This is a genomic window from Pedobacter sp. Leaf170 (assembly GCF_920984665.1).
Classification (GTDB): domain Bacteria; phylum Bacteroidota; class Bacteroidia; order Sphingobacteriales; family Sphingobacteriaceae; genus Pedobacter.
Window position 1 is genome coordinate 1 of the sequence record NZ_CAKLBP010000003.1, and the last position, 18,655, is coordinate 18,655.

General features: G+C 35.6%; 13 protein-coding genes. 6 read left to right on the plus strand and 7 right to left on the minus strand.

Going from position 1 to position 18,655, the window contains the following annotated elements; all coding sequences use genetic code 11:
* The first annotated feature begins 328 nt into the window (after positions 1 to 328).
* Positions 329 to 4,075 carry an Eco57I restriction-modification methylase domain-containing protein gene (locus LUA90_RS08730; protein WP_231490709.1) on the plus strand — a complete coding sequence of 1,249 codons (3,747 nt, stop codon included), beginning with the start codon at positions 329 to 331 and terminating at the stop codon, positions 4,073 to 4,075.
* Here LUA90_RS08730 and LUA90_RS08735 read toward each other — a convergent pair.
* Positions 4,059 to 4,877, minus strand: a complete 819-nt coding sequence (locus LUA90_RS08735) for a TaqI-like C-terminal specificity domain-containing protein (protein ID WP_231490710.1) — start codon at positions 4,875 to 4,877, stop codon at positions 4,059 to 4,061. The genes LUA90_RS08730 and LUA90_RS08735 overlap by 17 nt on opposite strands.
* A 152-nt stretch (positions 4,878 to 5,029) precedes the next feature.
* Here LUA90_RS08735 and LUA90_RS08740 point away from each other — a divergent pair, with 152 nt between their 5' ends.
* From LUA90_RS08740 to treF, 5 genes are all read left to right on the plus strand, one after another.
* Positions 5,030 to 5,626, plus strand: coding sequence for a master DNA invertase Mpi family serine-type recombinase (locus LUA90_RS08740; RefSeq protein ID WP_231490711.1), 597 nt, complete (start codon positions 5,030 to 5,032; stop codon positions 5,624 to 5,626).
* A 69-nt stretch (positions 5,627 to 5,695) separates the two neighbouring features.
* Positions 5,696 to 5,989, plus strand: coding sequence for a DUF3892 domain-containing protein (locus tag LUA90_RS08745; RefSeq protein ID WP_231490712.1), 294 nt, complete (start codon positions 5,696 to 5,698; stop codon positions 5,987 to 5,989).
* Positions 5,990 to 6,476: 487 nt separating this feature from the next.
* Positions 6,477 to 7,022, plus strand: a complete 546-nt coding sequence (locus LUA90_RS08750; protein ID WP_231459538.1) for a lipocalin family protein — start codon at positions 6,477 to 6,479, stop codon at positions 7,020 to 7,022.
* A gap of 365 nt (positions 7,023 to 7,387) precedes the next feature.
* Positions 7,388 to 7,615 (plus strand): hypothetical protein, encoded by a 228-nt coding sequence (locus LUA90_RS08755; RefSeq protein WP_231490713.1) that lies wholly within the window; start codon positions 7,388 to 7,390, stop codon positions 7,613 to 7,615.
* 491 nt (positions 7,616 to 8,106) lie between these two features.
* The gene (gene treF / locus LUA90_RS08760; protein ID WP_231459536.1) at positions 8,107 to 9,699 is read left to right on the plus strand and encodes an alpha,alpha-trehalase TreF; all 1,593 of its coding nucleotides are present in this window, start codon (positions 8,107 to 8,109) and stop codon (positions 9,697 to 9,699) included.
* A 76-nt stretch (positions 9,700 to 9,775) separates the two neighbouring features.
* Here treF and LUA90_RS08765 read toward each other — a convergent pair whose 3' ends face one another.
* The 6 genes from LUA90_RS08765 to LUA90_RS08790 form a co-directional block, all read right to left on the minus strand.
* The gene (locus LUA90_RS08765) at positions 9,776 to 11,815 is read right to left on the minus strand and encodes a glycoside hydrolase family 65 protein (RefSeq protein ID WP_231490714.1); all 2,040 of its coding nucleotides are present in this window, start codon (positions 11,813 to 11,815) and stop codon (positions 9,776 to 9,778) included.
* 75 nt (positions 11,816 to 11,890) lie between these two features.
* Positions 11,891 to 13,399: a RagB/SusD family nutrient uptake outer membrane protein gene (locus LUA90_RS08770; RefSeq protein WP_231459534.1), complete on the minus strand. Its 1,509-nt coding sequence runs from the start codon at positions 13,397 to 13,399 to the stop codon at positions 11,891 to 11,893.
* A gap of 18 nt (positions 13,400 to 13,417) precedes the next feature.
* The gene (locus tag LUA90_RS08775; protein ID WP_370635330.1) at positions 13,418 to 15,736 is read right to left on the minus strand and encodes a SusC/RagA family TonB-linked outer membrane protein; all 2,319 of its coding nucleotides are present in this window, start codon (positions 15,734 to 15,736) and stop codon (positions 13,418 to 13,420) included.
* On the minus strand, positions 15,721 to 16,440 hold the full coding sequence (locus LUA90_RS08780) for a carboxypeptidase-like regulatory domain-containing protein (RefSeq protein WP_231490715.1): 720 nt from the start codon (positions 16,438 to 16,440) through the stop codon (positions 15,721 to 15,723). Before LUA90_RS08780 ends, LUA90_RS08775 begins: the two co-directional genes overlap by 16 nt.
* 104 nt (positions 16,441 to 16,544) lie before the next feature.
* Positions 16,545 to 17,459, minus strand: a complete 915-nt coding sequence (locus LUA90_RS08785; RefSeq protein WP_231459532.1) for a carbohydrate kinase family protein — start codon at positions 17,457 to 17,459, stop codon at positions 16,545 to 16,547.
* A 4-nt stretch (positions 17,460 to 17,463) separates the two neighbouring features.
* Positions 17,464 to 18,651, minus strand: coding sequence for a glycoside hydrolase 100 family protein (locus tag LUA90_RS08790; protein WP_231490716.1), 1,188 nt, complete (start codon positions 18,649 to 18,651; stop codon positions 17,464 to 17,466).
* Positions 18,652 to 18,655: the final 4 nt, after the last annotated feature.

Consider the following 18,655-nt stretch of genomic DNA (forward strand, 5'->3'; position numbering starts at 1 on the left):
CAATCTGGGATTCCGTAAACTTGATTCTTTTCATATTGCCAATTAAAATTAATAGTTTTTCTAATAGCCTCGCTGCGCTCGGTCTAGAATTCTACTTTTAAATGGTCTGAATTTTGGGAAGTGCACAATAAGGCCTTCAGTTATTATTATCATATCGTAGAAAAATCAAAAAGTTGAAATTTATTAGGTTTTTCGCAAATATAACTTCAGGCTGCTCCTAAGTTTTATTTTAAGAAATGAAATACTATGTTTCATTGTCTGTCTTAACAAAAATAGCAACTTGATAAAATGTGTTACATTTACTAATTGAAATGTTATATTATAATAAATGAAAGTTAACCAACTCGATCCTCGTAAAGCACTAAATCCTGCCTACAAGAAGTACAAACCTTTACGAAAAGATGTCGAAACCTTTGTTACCAAATTGGAGGATTGCATAACTACTATAAAGTTAATTGACGAGCGAAATGAGAGTGAAGAACATTTAAAATCTCCTATAAAACGTTTTTTAGAAACCACGTTTTACGCTGAAAACGAAATTAACACCAAAGAGAAAATTGATTTGGCAATTTATTTGGGCAAAGATTCGGCTTCTGATGTGGGAGTTGTGATAGAAGCAAAAAGGCCAAGCAATAAAACAGAGTTTATATCTGTAAAAAGTCTCAATAAAAAAGCTCTACACGAACTTTTGCTTTATTATTTAAGAGAAAGAGTTGATTACAAAAATAATAACATCAAACAATTAGTTGTTACCAATGGATTTGAGTGGTTCTTTTTCAAAGCGGAAGACTTTTATGAATTCTTTTATAAGAATAAAAAGCTGGTAAAAGAATACGAACAGTTTAGGGACAAATTAAAAGATACATCTAAAAATGAGCTTTTCTATAATGAAATAGCGTATAAATATATTGAGGAAGTAAAAGACACACTGCCATTTGTCTATTTAGATTTCAGAAGTAAAAGCATTTCCGAGTTGAAGGATAAGGAGATTGTTATTATTTATAAATTATTTTCCGATGTTCATTTGCTAGGGAAAAGCTTTGGAAATGACAGTAATAGACTAAACAAGGAATTCTATAACGAACTATTGCATATTATAGGGCTTGAAGAAGTAAAAGATAATTCCAAAAAGATTATCCAGCGTAAAGAAGCCTCCCAAAGAGATTATTCCTCACTTCTTGAAAATACCATATTTACATTGGAAGATCGTGACTATTTAAATAAAGTCAAATACATCCCTAATTCTGAAGAAAAAAGTTTTGTGATTGGGCTTGAACTATGTTTGACATGGGTAAATAGAATACTTTTTTTAAAACTTCTTGAGTCTCAACTCTTAAACTACAATAATAACAACGCTGCATTCAAATTTTTAAATTTCAATTTTATTGACGGATTCGACGAATTAAATGACCTCTTTTTTTCTGCGCTAGCAAAGCCAATATCTGAAAGACATCCAAAATATGCAGGCAAGTTTAAATACATACCATACTTAAATAGTAGCTTATTTGAGCATAGTCCAATTGAAAGCCTGACTTTCGATGTAACGGCGTTAAAGGATGAGGAAATGGAAATATCTCCGTCAACCGTCTTAAAGGATTCAGGGGGGAAAAGGCTCAAAGGAAAATTGAATACACTAGAATACCTATTCAAATTTTTGGATGCCTACGATTTTTCGACAGAAGCTGGTATAGAGATAGAAGAACACCATGAAAATAAAACGCTAATAAATGCGTCAGTATTAGGTTTAATTTTTGAAAAAATTAATGGTTACAAAGACGGCTCGTTTTACACACCTGGTTTGATAACCATGTTCATGTGTAAGGAAACCTTGCAAAAGATAGTAACTCAAAAATTTAGAGAGAAAGTAAGTGATCATATAGAAACGTTTGATGATGTAAAAGATTACTGTGGAAAATTTTTCAAGAAAGCTGATATTCTGCGTTTTAATTCAATTATCAATGATATAAAAATTTGTGATCCCGCCGTTGGTTCAGGACATTTTCTTGTATCTGCATTAAATGAGATGATTGCCATAAAAAGCGAGATGCATATTTTGGCTGATCAAAATGGAAACGCACTACCTTGTGAAATTCAAATTGAAAATGATGAGCTTTATATTTCCGATGCTAATGGTGATTTGTTTGAGTATCAAAGGAATGATCCTAATAGCCTGAGAATACAAAAATCAATATTCCACGAAAAACAAACTATAATAGAGAATTCTCTTTTTGGGGTAGATATCAATTCAAATTCCGTTAATATATGCCGACTTCGCTTGTGGATTGAATTGTTAAAGAATGCCTATTACACGGATGAAGGGCAACTACAAACTCTTCCAAATATTGACATAAATATTAAATGTGGCAACTCTTTGATTAGCCGTTTTGGTTTAGATGACAGTCTCAAGTCAGCTTTTAAAAACAAGGAAATCAATTACACGATAGAAGAATATAAACAAGCGGTTAAGGACTACAAGACAACTAACTCTAAGATTAAAAAAAGAGAAATAGAGGAAATCATTGATATCGTAAAAAACAATTTTAAATCAACATTAGATAATAAAATTAAGGATAGGATATCTAAAACAGTTGGTGATTATCAAAAAGAAGAGCAGCGGTTGCAAAACCTTCTATTGTTTAATGAAAAACCGAAAAAGTCTGAAAAAGACAATCTTAGAAAATTAAAAGACAAAGCAGATAAAACATTAAAAGAGAAAGGAGAGATTCTTAACAATGTAATCTATAGGAATGCTTTTGAATGGCGTTTCGAGTTTCCAGAAACGTTGGACGACGAAGGAAACTTCATCGGCTTTGATGCAGTCATTGGAAATCCCCCTTATATCCAGTTACAAAAAATGGGTGTAGATAGCGATGCATTAGAGAAGATAGGCTACGATACATTTGCTCGCACCGGCGATATATATAGTTTGTTCTACGAATTAGGACATCGGATATTAAAAAATAAAGGTCTATTGATTTTTATCACCTCTAATAAATGGATGCGAGCGGCCTATGGAGAAAGTTTGCGAAAGTTTTTTGTAGAGAAAACTGATCCTTTAATGTTAATAGATTTTGGAGGATCACAAATCTTTGATACAGCTACGGTAGATACGAATATTTTAATGTTTTCTAAGGATAAAAATAGACAACAAACTCAAGCCTGCATCATAAAAGAAAAGGTGTTAAATAATTTGAGCGTTTTTTTTAGACAATATAGTAATGTCAGTTCATTCTGCTCCTCTGATAGCTGGGTGGTGTTGCTACCTATAGAAAAGCAAATAAAAGACAAAATTCAGCTAATAGGAACGCCTTTAAAAGACTGGGATATAAATATAAATTATGGAATTAAAACTGGCTTTAATGAAGCGTTTATAATCGATAAAGAGAAACGAAAAGAACTTATTGAGCAAGATCCTAAAAGTGTTGATATTATACGACCGATACTTAGAGGTAGAGATATTAAGCGATATGCATATGAATTTGCTGATATATATATAATTACGACCTTTCCAAGTTTGCAAATTGACATTGATTTATATCCCGCTGTAAAACATCATCTTATGAGTTTCGGATATGATAGATTGAAGCAAACAGGCGATAAGGGGGCAAGAAAAAAGACTAATAATAAGTGGTTTGAGACGCAAGATAGTATAAGTTATTGGGAGGATTTTTCTAGGCAGAAAATTGTTTGGGGTGAGATTTCAGATAAAACAAAGTTTGCGATCGAGTTGACTGGAGAATTTGTTGCTGAAGCCACCACGTTCCTGATGGTAGGACATTCTTTAATATATCTAGTAAGCTTCCTAAATTCTAAACTTTCTGAGTATATTTTTTCTAAGATTGGAACTACGACGGGCGTTGGAACAGTTAGATGGAAAAAATTTACCATTGAGCAATTACTGGTTCCAATCATTCCCCCTGAAAAGCAAAAGGCCTATGAAGAAATAGCTAATCAAATAATTGAATATCAAGCAGATAAAATTAAAATTCATCAGCTAGAAAAACAACTTAATGATATGATATACAAAGAATTTGATTTGTCACCGGAAGAAATAGCGTTTATTGAGCATCAATAAACGCTATTTCTTCCGGTGTTAACTTGAAAATCGAATACACCATATTATTCATTTCTTTGATCTTATGGTAGATGTTTTGTTTTGTTTTTTCAAGTATCATCAATTCATTAAATATATCAAGCAGCGGTTGCTGTTCATTTTTAGGGATATTGGGTATATACAATTCTTTCACATAAAGTTCTCTCCACTGATTTGTACCAACCCCTGAGCTAATACAAAAAGTATTAAAATGCCAACTACTGACAGGATTGTTTAAAATTGAGCATATGAATTCCAAATCCTCACCAATCATGATAAAGGTGCCGTTTAATGTCAGATATTTATCACTCACATCTAAAGCAAAACGACCTTTGTCAACTAATTCAATCCAAATGATTTTTTGGCTATTAAAATCCTCCATATAAGCACAGTTTCTCAAATTGTATGGAGTATCTCCTTTATCCGTTCTCTTTACTAGTTGAGTATAGTATTTATCCAAATGTTGTTTAATAGCTGGATAATCGTTTATATCTATTGGTTTTAAGCCCTTTTCTTTAATTCCATTATGGGTATTTATTAGCCATAAATCTGCGAAGTCATAAGTGTATCTTTTAATGTCCCTGCCACGTAAAATAGGTCGTATAATTTCGGCAGATTTTGGGTCTTCTGCTATTAATTGTTCCTTTTTCTTTTTATCAATTATAAACGCTTCATTATATCCAGTTAATACGCCACGATAAATATTAATATCCCAATCTTTTATTCGTGTTCCAATTGCCTCAATTTTAGCTTTTATACCTTTTTCAATGTCGCTTAAAATCACCCAACTTTCACTAGTTCCAAATTCTGTAGTTGAAGCATATTGTCTAAAAAAAAACGCTGATATGCTGTCGATAATAATGGTATGCCTTTATTTAAGCTATTTTGGTTTATTTTAAACAATACATTTACAGTTTATTTAAACAGAATTACATTATGATTTACGGATACATTAGAGTAAGTACGGATAAACAAACGGTAGAGAATCAGCGCTACGAAATCAACCAATTTTGTGGTAAACACAATTTCGTTGTTGATAAATGGATAGAAGAGACTATTTCTGGAGCAAAAAGTGTTGATGATAGGAAGCTGGGTAAACTTCTCAAAAAGATGAAAAAGGAAGATATACTAATTTGCTCTGAATTATCTCGATTGGGGAGAAATTTATTGATGATAATGGGAGTTTTAAATGAGTGCATGAATAGAGATATTCAAGTATGGACAATAAAAGATAACTATCGCCTCGGAAGTGATATAAACTCCAAAGTACTGGCTTTTGCATTCGGATTATCAGCGGAAATTGAAAGAAATCTAATCTCACAACGCACTAAAGAGGCTCTAGCAAGAAAGCGAGCTGAAGGTGTAATACTAGGTCGTCCAAAAGGAAGTAGGTCTGCAAGAACTAAGTTAACTGGTCAAGAGAAGAAAATACAAGAGTTGTTGGATAAAAAGGTATCATTTAGTGCGATTGGGAGAATCCTTAATGTACATCGTTTAACTGTTTCCAGTTTTGTTAGTAGAATTCCAGGTTAATCACGCTCAAAAAGTTCTTCGTTTATTTGTTTATATTTAGTTTATAATCAATTGTAAATATAGAACGCTATGGCAGTAAAAATTACTTGTATTAAAAAAGCTGACGGAGATCATGAAAATCCATATCTGGCGATAAGTTCCTTGAGATGGGTAAATGAAGAAAATGGAAAATCTGGTACCACATCTAGGATTGATATGTATACTTTTATTAAAGATGATAAAGGAATAGCTTATGTAAAAGATGATTATGGAAATAAGGCTAATCTTACAACTGCAATAAGTCCAAGAGGTACTAAGTACGTAAAAACCATTGCTGATAATACCAAAACAGATAACTTATTGAGATTGCCAGAGTGTAAATAATTACAAAAACTGCTTTGCTTTTTTAAAAAAAATACGTATTTTTAAATATAGCAATTGCAGCTAAAGCGTATTAAAAAAATAGTGAGTAATTCGATGAGTAGAATTGCAAAACAGCCCCAAATACTATTTAAACGCTGATTTTTACACTAGGTGTAAATCCCAGCGGGATCACAGAAGCCTTCAACGAAAGTTGGAGGCTTTTTTGTTGGCATGATTTCCGGATGGAGTATATTTTTTCTCCTTTAGATTTGAGTGAGCACAGAACTTGTAAATACTTAAACAAGACAAGGTTTTATTCTATCGGATTAAAAATCCGAAATTATATTTAGTTCGATGCCCTACGGAACATCTCGAACAGCTAGTTTATATCCAGTTTGATTGTAAAAGTATCCAGACTGTCAGTGCTAACCATGCAGTAATGCAAGTTACAGCGCTAAAGCAAAACTTTTATGGTTTGCATCTGTTCTCCGTTGTTTAAATCGCATATATGAAGATAAATTATAAACATGCAATCCTGGCTGCATCTCTTGCCGTTATTGTAGTTAGTATGGAGAGCTGCAGCGTTTCTATTCCAAAAGGAGCAACCGCTGTAAAGCCATTTCAAAAAGATAGGTATCTTGGCAAGTGGTATGAAATTGCAAGAATGGATTTCAAATTTGAAAAGAATTTAAACAACGTAACTGCAACTTATACTGCGAAAGAAGATGGCACCATAAAAGTAGATAACCGAGGCTATAATTTCGTAAAAAACGAATGGAAACAAAGTATTGGTAAAGCCAAATTTGTTAAAGGCGATGATGAAGCACGCTTGAAGGTTTCGTTCTTCGGACCTTTTTATGCAGGTTATAATGTAATTGAGATTGACCCGGATTACAAATATGCTTTGGTTGCCGGCAATAACCTGGATTACCTTTGGATATTATCAAGAACTAAAGCCATCCCGGAAATTGTAAAAAATGCCTATTTAGAAAAAGCAAAAGCACTTGGTTACAAAACTGAAGAATTGATATGGACTAAGCATGATAAAGATTAGGGTAATTTAATCACTTCACAAATTTTCATTCCCGTTTTTGCGGTTCATTTTGTCATTCAGAGTTTCGAGCAATCTTTGCGTAAATAAAGATATTATTATGGTTTAAATCATGGGATTACAAATCCCATCAATATAACATTCGAGATGCCTTTCAGAACATCCCGAATAGCTGCTTCACCATTTTGTCATTCCGAGTTTCGAGGAATCTATGCGTTAATATTAAAATATTGATAAAGATATCATCATGCTTTAAATCATGGGATTACAAATCCCATCAATATAACATTCGATGCCTTTCAGAACATCCCGAATAGCTGCTAATTTAATCACTGCACAAATTTTCATTTCCGTTTTTGCGGTTCATTTTGTCATTCAGAGTTTCGAGCAATCTTTGCGTAAATAAAGATATTATTAGGTTTAAATCATGGGATTACAAATCCTATCAATATAACATTCGAGATGCCTTTCAGAACATCCCGAATAGCTGCTCTAAAACCATCCCGGAAATTGTAAAAAATGCCTATTTAGAAAAAGCAAAAGCACTTGGTTACAAAACTGAAGAATTGATATGGACTAAGCATGATAAAGATTAGGGTAATTTAATCACTTCACAAATTTTCATTCCCGTTTTTGCGGTTCATTTTGTCATTCAGAGTTTCGAGCAATCTTTGCGTAAATAAAGATATTATTATGGTTTAAATCATGGGATTACAAATCCCATCAATATAACATTCGAGATGCCTTTCAGAACATCCCGAATAGCTGCTTCACCATTTTGTCATTCTGAGTTTCGAGGAATCTATGCGTTAATATTAAAATATTGATAAAGATATCATCATGCTTTAAATCACGGGATTACAAATCCCATCAATTAAACATTCGAGATGCCTTTCAGAACATCTCGAATAGCTGCACATCTCAAATAGCTGCTTCGTCATTTTGTCATTCCGAGTTTCGAGGAATTTATGACTTTGTATAAGTGTAAATACGTTATTTAAATAACAGCAAATTCGAACAATTCTGCTCAGCAACTATATTTTTTAAGTCTAAATTGATTAGATTTATCTACATAAACGTATAAATAATGAGCAAAACGAAAACCTATCCTATTTTAAATCATCCTTTATCAAAAGTCGTATTTTTTATATTCCTGTTGGTAAATTCTATATCAGCAAAGGCTCAGAAAGAATTAAGTCCGCGGCAAATTTACCCGGGCCTATTTGAAAAAGTGCAGATGCAGCAAATCTTTCCCGATGGAAAATCTTTTGTTGATGCAATTCCTAAAATAAAACCAGCTGAAATTCTAGCTGCTTTTCAAAGTCAGAAAAATTTGAAAAGCTTTAATTTAAAAAGTTTTGTGAATGAGCATTTTTCGATGCCCGAAAATCACAATGCGGTTTATCAATCAGACATTAGCGCAGGTATAGAAAAGCATTTAGATACATTGTGGACGGTTTTGAAGAGAAATCCGGATACGGCTTCAAAGTATCAAACCTCTTTACTCCCACTGCCAAAACCTTACATTGTGCCCGGTGGAAGATTTAGGGAGATATATTATTGGGATTCGTACTTTACGATGTTGGGCTTGCAAAAAGCAGGCAAAACCAAAATCATGAAAGATATGATTGATAATTTTGCTTACCTGATAAATAAATATGGCTTTATTCCTAATGGAAATAGGAGTTATTATTTAACCCGCTCGCAACCACCATTTTTTGCAGCCATGGTACAATTGCTTACTAAAAACAATACCGAAGTTAAGCTGAGCGAGTACAAGGACGTGTTAGAAAAGGAATATAATTTTTGGATGAAAGGTGTGGATGGATTAAAGAGTGGTAATGCGGTTAACCACGTAGTAAAGCTTAATGACGGAACAGTTTTAAACAGATACTACGACGCAGGCAATCAACCCCGAGAAGAATCCTATCGTGAAGATTTTGAAGCGGCAAAGCTGACCAAACAAGAGCCGGCAGTGTTTCTTCGCCATGTACGTTCGGCGGCAGAGTCTGGCTGGGATTTTAGCAGCAGATGGTTTGCTGATGGTAAAAATTTTAGTCAGATTATCACCACGGATTTATTACCTGTAGATTTAAATACCTTGATGTATAATATGGAAATGGCTATTGCTGATGCAAACAAACAAGCAGGTAACAAAGCTAAATCCGCCCTGTTTTTAGCTAAAGCTGAAAAACGTAAAGTGGCCATATTAAAATACTTTTGGAATGAAAAACTGCAGTTTTTTACGGATTATAACTGGAAGAAAAAATCTCTATCGAATCAGTTAACACTAGCGGCAGCTTTTCCGCTGTATTTTAAACTGGCAACACCATTGCAGGCAAAATCAGTTTCTGATAAAATAGAAAAAGACTTTTTAAAAGCCGGTGGATTAATAACCACTTTAACCACCACAAAAGAACAATGGGATGCGCCAAATGCATGGGCGCCATTGCAGTACATGAGCATACAAGGTTTACAAAATTATGGCTTTAATAAATTAGCGGATGAAATTACAGTCCGATGGATTAATCAAAATATTGCTGTGTTTAAAGAAACTGGCAAGTTGATGGAAAAATACAATGTTGTAGAAACCAATAGCAAAGGCGGCGGTGGCGAATATCCTTTGCAGGATGGTTTTGGATGGACCAATGGCGTGCTTTTAAAATTAATGAAGAAATAGTTTTAATTAATCAATACAAAAAATGGTTGCAGATTTGAATTTCTGCAACCATTTTTTTTTTTAAGAGTTTTGCGAATTAATTTTTTCTGGTAACCTCAAAAGATTTGTTATCCAAACCAACCCCGGTAATTTTAACTGATTTCCATTTGGCTGGTAAAACACTCGGAATTTGAATGATGCCTTTGTTGGTAATGTCTAATCCGCCAAAGCCCATAAGCACACTTTGTAAAACACCGCCTGCACCTGTGGCAAAGTATGGATTAGTGCCTCCTTTAGTTTCTGCGATAACCCTAAAGGGAGGATTTAAATTAGGCTGATAGGCTTCACTAAAATATTTATAGGCTTTTTCTCCATTGCCTGTTCTGGCGTAAAGCAAAGCAAAAATTGCATGCGTCATTGCCGGGGTGCCTTCATCCGGAATACGGGTTTCATAATAAGCCAAATCCTTTAAAATTGCATTTTTATCGGTAATGGTTTTTAAAGGGTAAGCCAGCAAATTTACATCAGCCTGTTTTATGCCTTCGCCTTTATAAGTTGCATGTTCTTTGGTAACACCATCAGCAAAGTTTAAAATCGGAATATTTTGCTCAACCAATGTCCAATCTTTATTTTGTGGGATACCTAGAACAGCGGCGGCAAGATTCGCATTTTTTAGGTTTATTTTAGCCGCAGCATTGGTAAATGCATTATTATCTACGTTTTCGGCCCATTCATCGGCAGCTACTACATTTTTAATATCATACTGATTTGGTCCATTTCGCTCTACCCTACTAGCCCAAAAATCTGCAGTTTGCGATAATATTGGCCAGCCTTTCTCTCTAAGCCAAACTTTATCTTGAGTAACACAATAATAATTCCAGGCAGCAAGTGCAACATCTGCAGAAATATGGTGTTCGAAAGGACCACTCAAAGCCCAAACCGGTGTTTCTTCTACACCTGTATCTGCGCTTTCCCATGGATACATAGCGCCTTTAAAGCCATGAGAAAATGCATTTTTTCTGGCGGCTTCCAAGCGCTCAAATCTATATTCTATTAAAGATTTTGCAATATCAGGATGTAGCACCAATAAGGCCGGGAACATCCAGATGTCGGTATCCCAAAAGATGTGTCCATTGTAGCCTAAGCCAGATAAACCCATTGGCGATAGCGAGTAAGAGGTACCTGCACGCGAAAACGAAGTAAGGTGGTACAACATGCTCCGAACATCTTGCTGTGCTTGCGGGTCGCCATCAATCTGAATATCAGATTTCCAAAGTTCATCCCAAGCCTGATTATGAAATTTTACCAACCTATCGTGTCCTTCAAGCTTGGCAAAGATGGTCATTCTTTCTGCTTCATTGAGTGGATCTGCATGTTGTGCAGAGCTAATCGTGCTGCCAACAACCGAATAAGTGTAAGATTCTCCGGCTTTTAATGTTTTATTAAATTTCATCAAATGGCTATTATTATCCCACATTTCGTGGATAATTTTTGGCTCAGTTCCATGCTGCTCATTAAACAAAAAACTGTTCGATGCACACAACTGTAATTTACCCGTCGGACTTTTCGCTGTAGAAGTTAACAAGCTCAGCGTAACATGCGGTCGGTCGATTTCGTTATAATAATTCTCTACATCCCGAAGCGCATCTGGTGTTTCCATTACACTAGCGGCGGTTAATTTCATGTCTTCTTTAGCTGTTATGGTTACATCCATCAATACCGAAAAAGGCAATTGCCTTAAAGCGTAATAAGTATATTTTACATCAGCTTTGCTACCGTAAGTTAGCTTTGTGGTAAAAGAAGCGTGTTGCATATCCAATTCCTGCTGCATGCCTTTAGTGTTCTGTCCATCAAGCCTTTTACCATCAATTTCGATGTACATATTAAGCAGGTTGAAACCATTTAAAAAGTTGCTTACCCGGCCTCGACCATAAGTATCATAAGCGCCAGCCAAAATCACATTTTTTACTTTAAATGGCTGCGGCGCCGAAACAATACCAATAATTCCGTTGGCAACGGTTACACCATTATAATTTGCAGGGTCAATTTGGTTTGCTTTAATTTTCCATGGATCCTGAGCTTTAGATACCAATCCAAATAGCAGAATTAGTAGCAATAACGAAGTACAATGTTTCATAATAGAATTGTTTGCAATAAAAAAACTAAGCCTGAAATTAATCAGGCTTAGTTTTAAATATTAGTAATAAATAACCTAGTAACCTGGGTTTTGAACCAAATTCGGGTTACCTAATTGATTATCTGGAATAGGAAAAACCAGATATTTAGCCTCACTTGCTGGTTTTTCTTGCCAAGCAGCAAGGAATTTACCGAAGCGGATTAAATCTTGTCTTCTGAAGCTTTCCCAATACAGTTCACGACCACGCTCATCTAACAAAACATCTAATGTTAAACTTGTTAATGGCGAAGCGCCTCTAACTGTTCTCAAAGAATTTACCAGAGTTAAAGCCTGAGCAGTTAATGAAGTTCTTAACTGAGCTTCAGCTTTCATTAATAAAACATCTGAATAACGGAAATAAACCCAGTCATTTTCTGGTTTTCTAGAACCTGCGTTAGCATAATCAATTGGATATTTAATTACACGAATTCCGGCAACTTCAAGGTGATTTGGATCACGCTCAATAATGGCAACTTCGGGTGTGAAAGCTAATGGATTACCTTTTCTGTCTTTTAAAGCTGCACCTGTTTGGTCAAATTGCTGACCAACAAGAAAACCAACTCTAATACCTGAAATATTGGTTTGTCCTGCATAACTTCCACCTCTTCTGGTATCCGAAGCTTCAAATTTACCATAGAAATTTGATAGCGATGAAAAACCGTTATAACCATTTGGATTTTGGTTATAGTGTGTTGTACATTTCCATTGTCCGTCTAAATCGCTACCATTTGCACCGCCAATATTTTGTGCAGTGAAAATGTTTTCTTTTGAAAGCACATCGTTAGTTGGCGCAAAATTATCAAAATAGTTAGGCTGTAATACATAACCACCTGTTGCAATTTCATCAGCTAAAGAGATAACCTTCGCCATATCTGCTGCATCAAAAGTTGGAGCAGTACGGTTTAAGAAAGCACCTTTGTTTAAGTAAACTTTCATCAAAAGTGTTCTAGCCGCATTTTTGTTAGCAACATTGGCCGGACCGGTTGGCAAATCAGGGATGATTGCGTTCAGTTCGGCGATTAAATAAGCAACTTCATCAGCTGCGCTTCTAACGCGTGAAGGTTTTGTAACGTCTTCTCCAGAATCTCTATAAGGAACCTGACCCCATCCATCTAAAATAGAGAACTGAGCAAAAGCACGTAGAAATCTTGCCTGAGCAGCTTGCGCAGGTGTTGGGCTTGCACCCAAAACACTTGTTGCTACATAAGAAATACTATTTAAATCTCTAAATACGTCTGAAATTCTTGAATGGTCTGGTGCCCATTTATGTAAATGCAAGGAACGCCATGCGCCATTATCATCCCAGTCACCAGCTCTTGTTGGTACAATGATTTCGTCTGATGTAACTTCTTGCAGAGCAGCCCAATTCCATGGTGCCTGGTAAGGACCAATCATTGCTGCATACGATGCGCCTAATAAACTGGCAACATTGCCCCCGCTCACTCCCGCACTTCCAACCTGACCATTCAGGCCTTCATCTAACTTGGTACAACCCGCAAAACTTAGGGCAACCATAGTAAAACCGATAATATATTTATTTTTCATATCTGTATTTTTTAAAAATTAAAGAGAAAAATTAACCCCGAAATTGAATGTTCTGGCCGTTGGATATGCTGTGTAATCTATACCTGCAGATGGAACACCACTTACACCTTTATTTACGTTAACCTCCGGATCGAAACCTGTATAATTTGTAATTACGAAAAGGTTCTGACCATTCACATAAACATTAAGGGCCTTAATGGCTTTGCCGATGTTACCAAAGTTGTAGTTTAACGTTGCATTTGCCAATTTAACATAATCACCTTTCTCTATATATCTAGAAGATGCGGCAATTGGATTTGCCAACGATTCTTGAACCGGTAAACTAACAAGGGCTGAAGAAATATTTCTTGTACCTAAGTTTGAAATTGCCAAAACTGAATTGGCAGTGTTGTTGTAAATGCTTTGTCCGAAGGCACCATTAAAGTTTGCAGTGAAAGATAATTTCTTGTATCTGAAATTAGTGCTTAAACCCATAATAACTTTAGGATTAGGATTTCCTACGTAGTAATTAGTAAAACCATCATCGGTATAGATAGAGAAACCATTAGCATCTAAGCCTTTGTAATCTCTGGTAACCATTGCAAACAATGGCAAACCATTTTGGATAACCTCTGTAGTTACACCACTTAAGCCTTGTCCGTTTAATGAACCTGTTTTAATAATACCGTTGATGTTTTGAACGGTGTTTTTAATGAAAGTTGCGTTACCGCCTAAAGACCAAGAAATTTTATCTGTTTCAACAATATTGGCGTTAAGCGTAAGCTCTAAACCTTTATTGATGATTTGGCCAGGTAAGTTAACCCATGTTGGTACGTTACCACCAACTGCCGGTACGAATGAAATTTGCGGAAATAATAAGTCGTTGGTTTCTTTATGGAAGTAATCAATTGAGCCTGTAAATCTGCTTTTCATAAATCCAAAGTCAATACCTACGTTCGTTTGCACATCAGATTGCCATTTAAGGTTTGGATTTGCATTATTAATTGCTACTAATGTTGGAGCTCCGTTAGAGTTACCAAAATCATAACGTTGCTGAGCTGATCCGGAAGGGAAATCCTGATTACCGGTTTTACCATAACCAACTCTTAATTTTAACTGGTCAAGCCATTCGGTATTTGCCATAAATGCTTCTTTCTTGATATCCCAGGCTGCAGCAAACGAAGGAAAATAACCATAACGGTTAGATTTACCAAACTTTGTTGAACCATCCGCTCTGAAAGTTGCAGTTAAAATGTATCGGTTATCATAGTTAAAAATAGCCCTTGCAAAGTAAGATTGTAACTCTGTTGTTGGGTTGTTAAACGCAGAGAATGTACGGTTTGCTGGTGCAGTAGTTTGAAAAGCATCTGTATAATCTGCATCAATCTCACCAAAACCTGTAGCGGTATTCGTTGTTCCTTTGTTTATAAAGTTTGAATATTCGTAACCGATAATCGCGTTTAAGTTTAATTTACTTGCAATTTCTTTGTTGAAGTTTAAAGTATTTGTAAACTGTTGCGTAATTAACTCGCTGTTTGAGTAACTGGCATAACCACCTAAGAAAGTACCTGAAGGCTGAATACCTTGTAAGTTAAGAAAGCTTCTTGTTGACGCTCTTCTTATACCTGTGCTGTAATTAACACTAGCCAACATACGATATTCTAACCAAGGTGTAATTTTATAGTATGGCGAAACGCTACCTAGTATAGTGGATACTTTAGCTTTATCATCATTTGCCGCTAAAGCCGCAAGTGGATTGATAGTGGTAGATCCGTAATCGATAAACAAGCCACCATTACTGTTATAAAATGATTGAGTTGGATTCCATGCTAAAGCCTGACTAATCAAACTTCCTGTAAAACCTGCATCGGTAGTAATTGGAGCAATTTTTTCAAGATATTGGTTGCTGATCATGTTAACGTCTAAGCCTAATTTTTTACTTTCTAAAAATTTGAAGTTTCCATTAAAGCCAGCACTATATTTTTTAAAATCAGTTGTTTTGATAATACCTTGTTGATCTTGATAACCCAATGAAGCACGGAAAGTATTTCCATTTGCACCACCACTAATACCAACCGAATAATTTTGGTTGTAAGCTGTTCTGGTAATTTCATCAAGCGCATCTACACTTGTACCAAAATTTCCGTTGGCAAGTCCGTATTTTGTTAAAGCAGCACGGTATTCGTCGCCCGATAAAACATCTACTCTTCTGGCAATGTTACTTACCCCTGCCGAAGCGCTGAAATCAATTTTAGTATCGCCAGATTTACCGCGTTTTGTAGTAATTAATACAACACCATAAGCTGCACGAGAACCATAAATTGCGGTTGCAGATGCATCTTTTAAATCTCCATCGATTCAATATCTGCTGGATTGATAAAGTTTAATGGATTTCCATCAGGAGCGGTACCAATACCAGCACTAGATGATGGTCTTGCCGAACGTCCATCGAGCGCTACCCCATCTACAACATAAAGCGGTTGGCCTGTACCAGTAATTGCAGAGTTACCCCTAATTCTTACTGTAGATGCGCCACCCGGTTGTCCGCTGTTATTAATCATTTGTACACCGGCAACCTTACCCTGAATTAACTGATCAGGTGCGTTTAGTGGACCTTTGTTAAAATCTTTAGCCGAAACAGTTGTAGCTGCACCCGTTAAATCGCTTTTTCTAACTGATGCATAACCTACTACAACAACAGCATCAAGATTATTTAATGAGGATAGTGTAATGTTTAATACAGTTAGGTTGTTAACGCTAACGGTTTGTGTTTCAAAGCCTACAAAGCTTACCGTTAATCTTGATGTTGATGAAGGAACCGTAATTTGGTACTTACCTTCTGCATCACTTTGTGTTCTTGTACTTGTGCCGGTTACCTGAATAGTGGCGCCGGCCAATGGTGCTTTATCGTTATCATAAATTACACCTTTTACAACGGTTTGCGCAAAGGCTGCCGTGCTTAAAAAAGCCATAAGCAAACTTAATGTAATAAGTTTCTTGAAGGCATACAATTTCTGCTTTGTTGATTTAGCAGACCAATTGCTTGGTAGAGTAATATTCATATTTTAATTGTTAAATGGTTAGAAATTTATTTATTAGGGATTTAAATCTAAATCTAATTAGGCTTCTATGTCATATTTACGAGTCGGTTTATGTTAATGATAGATTATTTTGATTTGTATAATGCGTATGGTTTTTCTATTTTGATTTTAGCAGTTTGAAGGGCATCGTTTATACTTTCTTCAATTGATTTTCCATACAAAAAGCTGGATAAAAAGCCTGCCCAGAATGCATCACCTGCTCCCGTAACGCTGGCAACAGATGTTACCGGAATTGCTTCTTTGTGTTTCCATTGCTGTTTGGCTTCTTTAAACCAAACTCCATCTTTTCCGCAGGTAAGGTAAATGCTATGTATATGTAAGTTGTTTAGCCATTCCATAGATTCTTGTATACTTAAGGGTGCGCCGGTGAAACGTTCTAAATCATCTAAACTAATTTTAAGTAATGGATTGAGTTTTATCAATCGCTTAAAAACATCTTTCCCATCTTCTTCCTGCCAAATGGATGGTGCAAAATTCCAATCAATAGAAATAAATTTACCTTTTTCGCTTGCCTTGCTTAGTGCCGATAAAATATTGCTGCGGGCGGGTTCTTTACTTAAAGCAAATGCAGTAGTATGCATTATTGTTGCCGATTCTATTAATGATTCTTCAATTCTTTTAATAGCAAAATCAGCATTTCTGTAAGCTATAAAATCAGGCGTATGTTCGTTTTTACCAACTAAGATGATGCTGGTTTGGCGGTTGGCAGAACGGCAAATATGGGCATCGCTTAATCCTGCGGATTTAAGCTCATTCAACAAAAACGTTCCCATATTATCATCGCCCACAGTAGCTACCAATTCAGCATTTACACCAAGCCATTTTAAATTGGCGCATAGGTTAGCCGAACTGCCGCCTTGATATGGTGTAAATTGAGCTGGATTTGCTAATGATGCAATATTATCATCAGAAATAATATCCACAAGTAGCTCACCCACTACCAAAACCTTTTTTGTAGAAAAATCTTCCATCTGCTTCATTAGTTTAATTAAAACTCAAAATTTTATTGAAATCTCTATTTATAAAAGCTTGTTCGCCAATAATTGCACCCGCGGCACTCCATGTACAATTAGGTACACCGCATGGATTTTTCGTACTTCCATGCAGACATTCATTAAATGCATCATCCTTTTTATTCGCTTCATTAATTTCTGCCAATAAAGTTTTTGCTAAATCTGCTTCACCACTAAGATTTAAAGCGGCAACGAGCCATCCATTCCATACAGCCCATAAGCCTCCATTATGAAAGTAACCCGGTTTATTTCTAAATCCGTAAGCATGGTTATTAACTAATTCATGCATATCAACATCAGTCTCCTCAATTGTTGGGTAAAAAGATGGCAGCATAGATCTTTTTTCTTCATAAAGGTTCTTGATGTATGCTAAAACATTATTTTTCTGGTCATCGCTTCCAATTCCAAGCAACAAGCAGAAGGTATTTGCCTGCAAATCAAAGTATTTGTAAATCCTGGCGGGATTAAAACCCATCAACCAATAATGTGTAGATGCATCCTTAAGCTGATGAAGCAAATTTCCAGCGTAAGCATTTTTTTGTTCATTGTACTTCCAATAATTAGATTCGATACTATTTGTAATCAGCATTGCTTTATCTTTCCACTCTTGTTTGTTTGATACTTTTGAAGCCAATCTGAGTGCCCAAAGCCGCAATAACTGGTCGAACAAAATGTAGCCATGCTGAATGTATTCATCTGCCCAGTCTCCACTTTGTGGCACATAAACTAAATGCTTACCATTATACTCCCAACATTCTAAAACCGAAAAGCACTTATCTACTTCTGATTTATATTTATCCCAAAGGCTATTATCTCTAGTTAAAATGGTATAACATGCTAAACCAATAACAGCCCACGATGGATTATCAGCTCTACCTGTGGTACCTCCATAACTGGCAGTTCCATCAATGGGAGATACATTGGATGGCATGAAACCATTTTTATTCTGTTTGTTAAACAATGTTTCAATGGTTATTTTAGCGGTATGAATTAAAGTATCTTCACCGCTTAACAATGCAGCTATACTGGTAATTACACCGTCTCTGGTCCAAACCCGTTTATAATTATCATGCTCATGCACAGCAGCCACAAATCCATAGGGAGTTGAAGTCGCACGTAGCAACTCAATAGCCAAATTATAGGATTGTGATTTTAACATATCT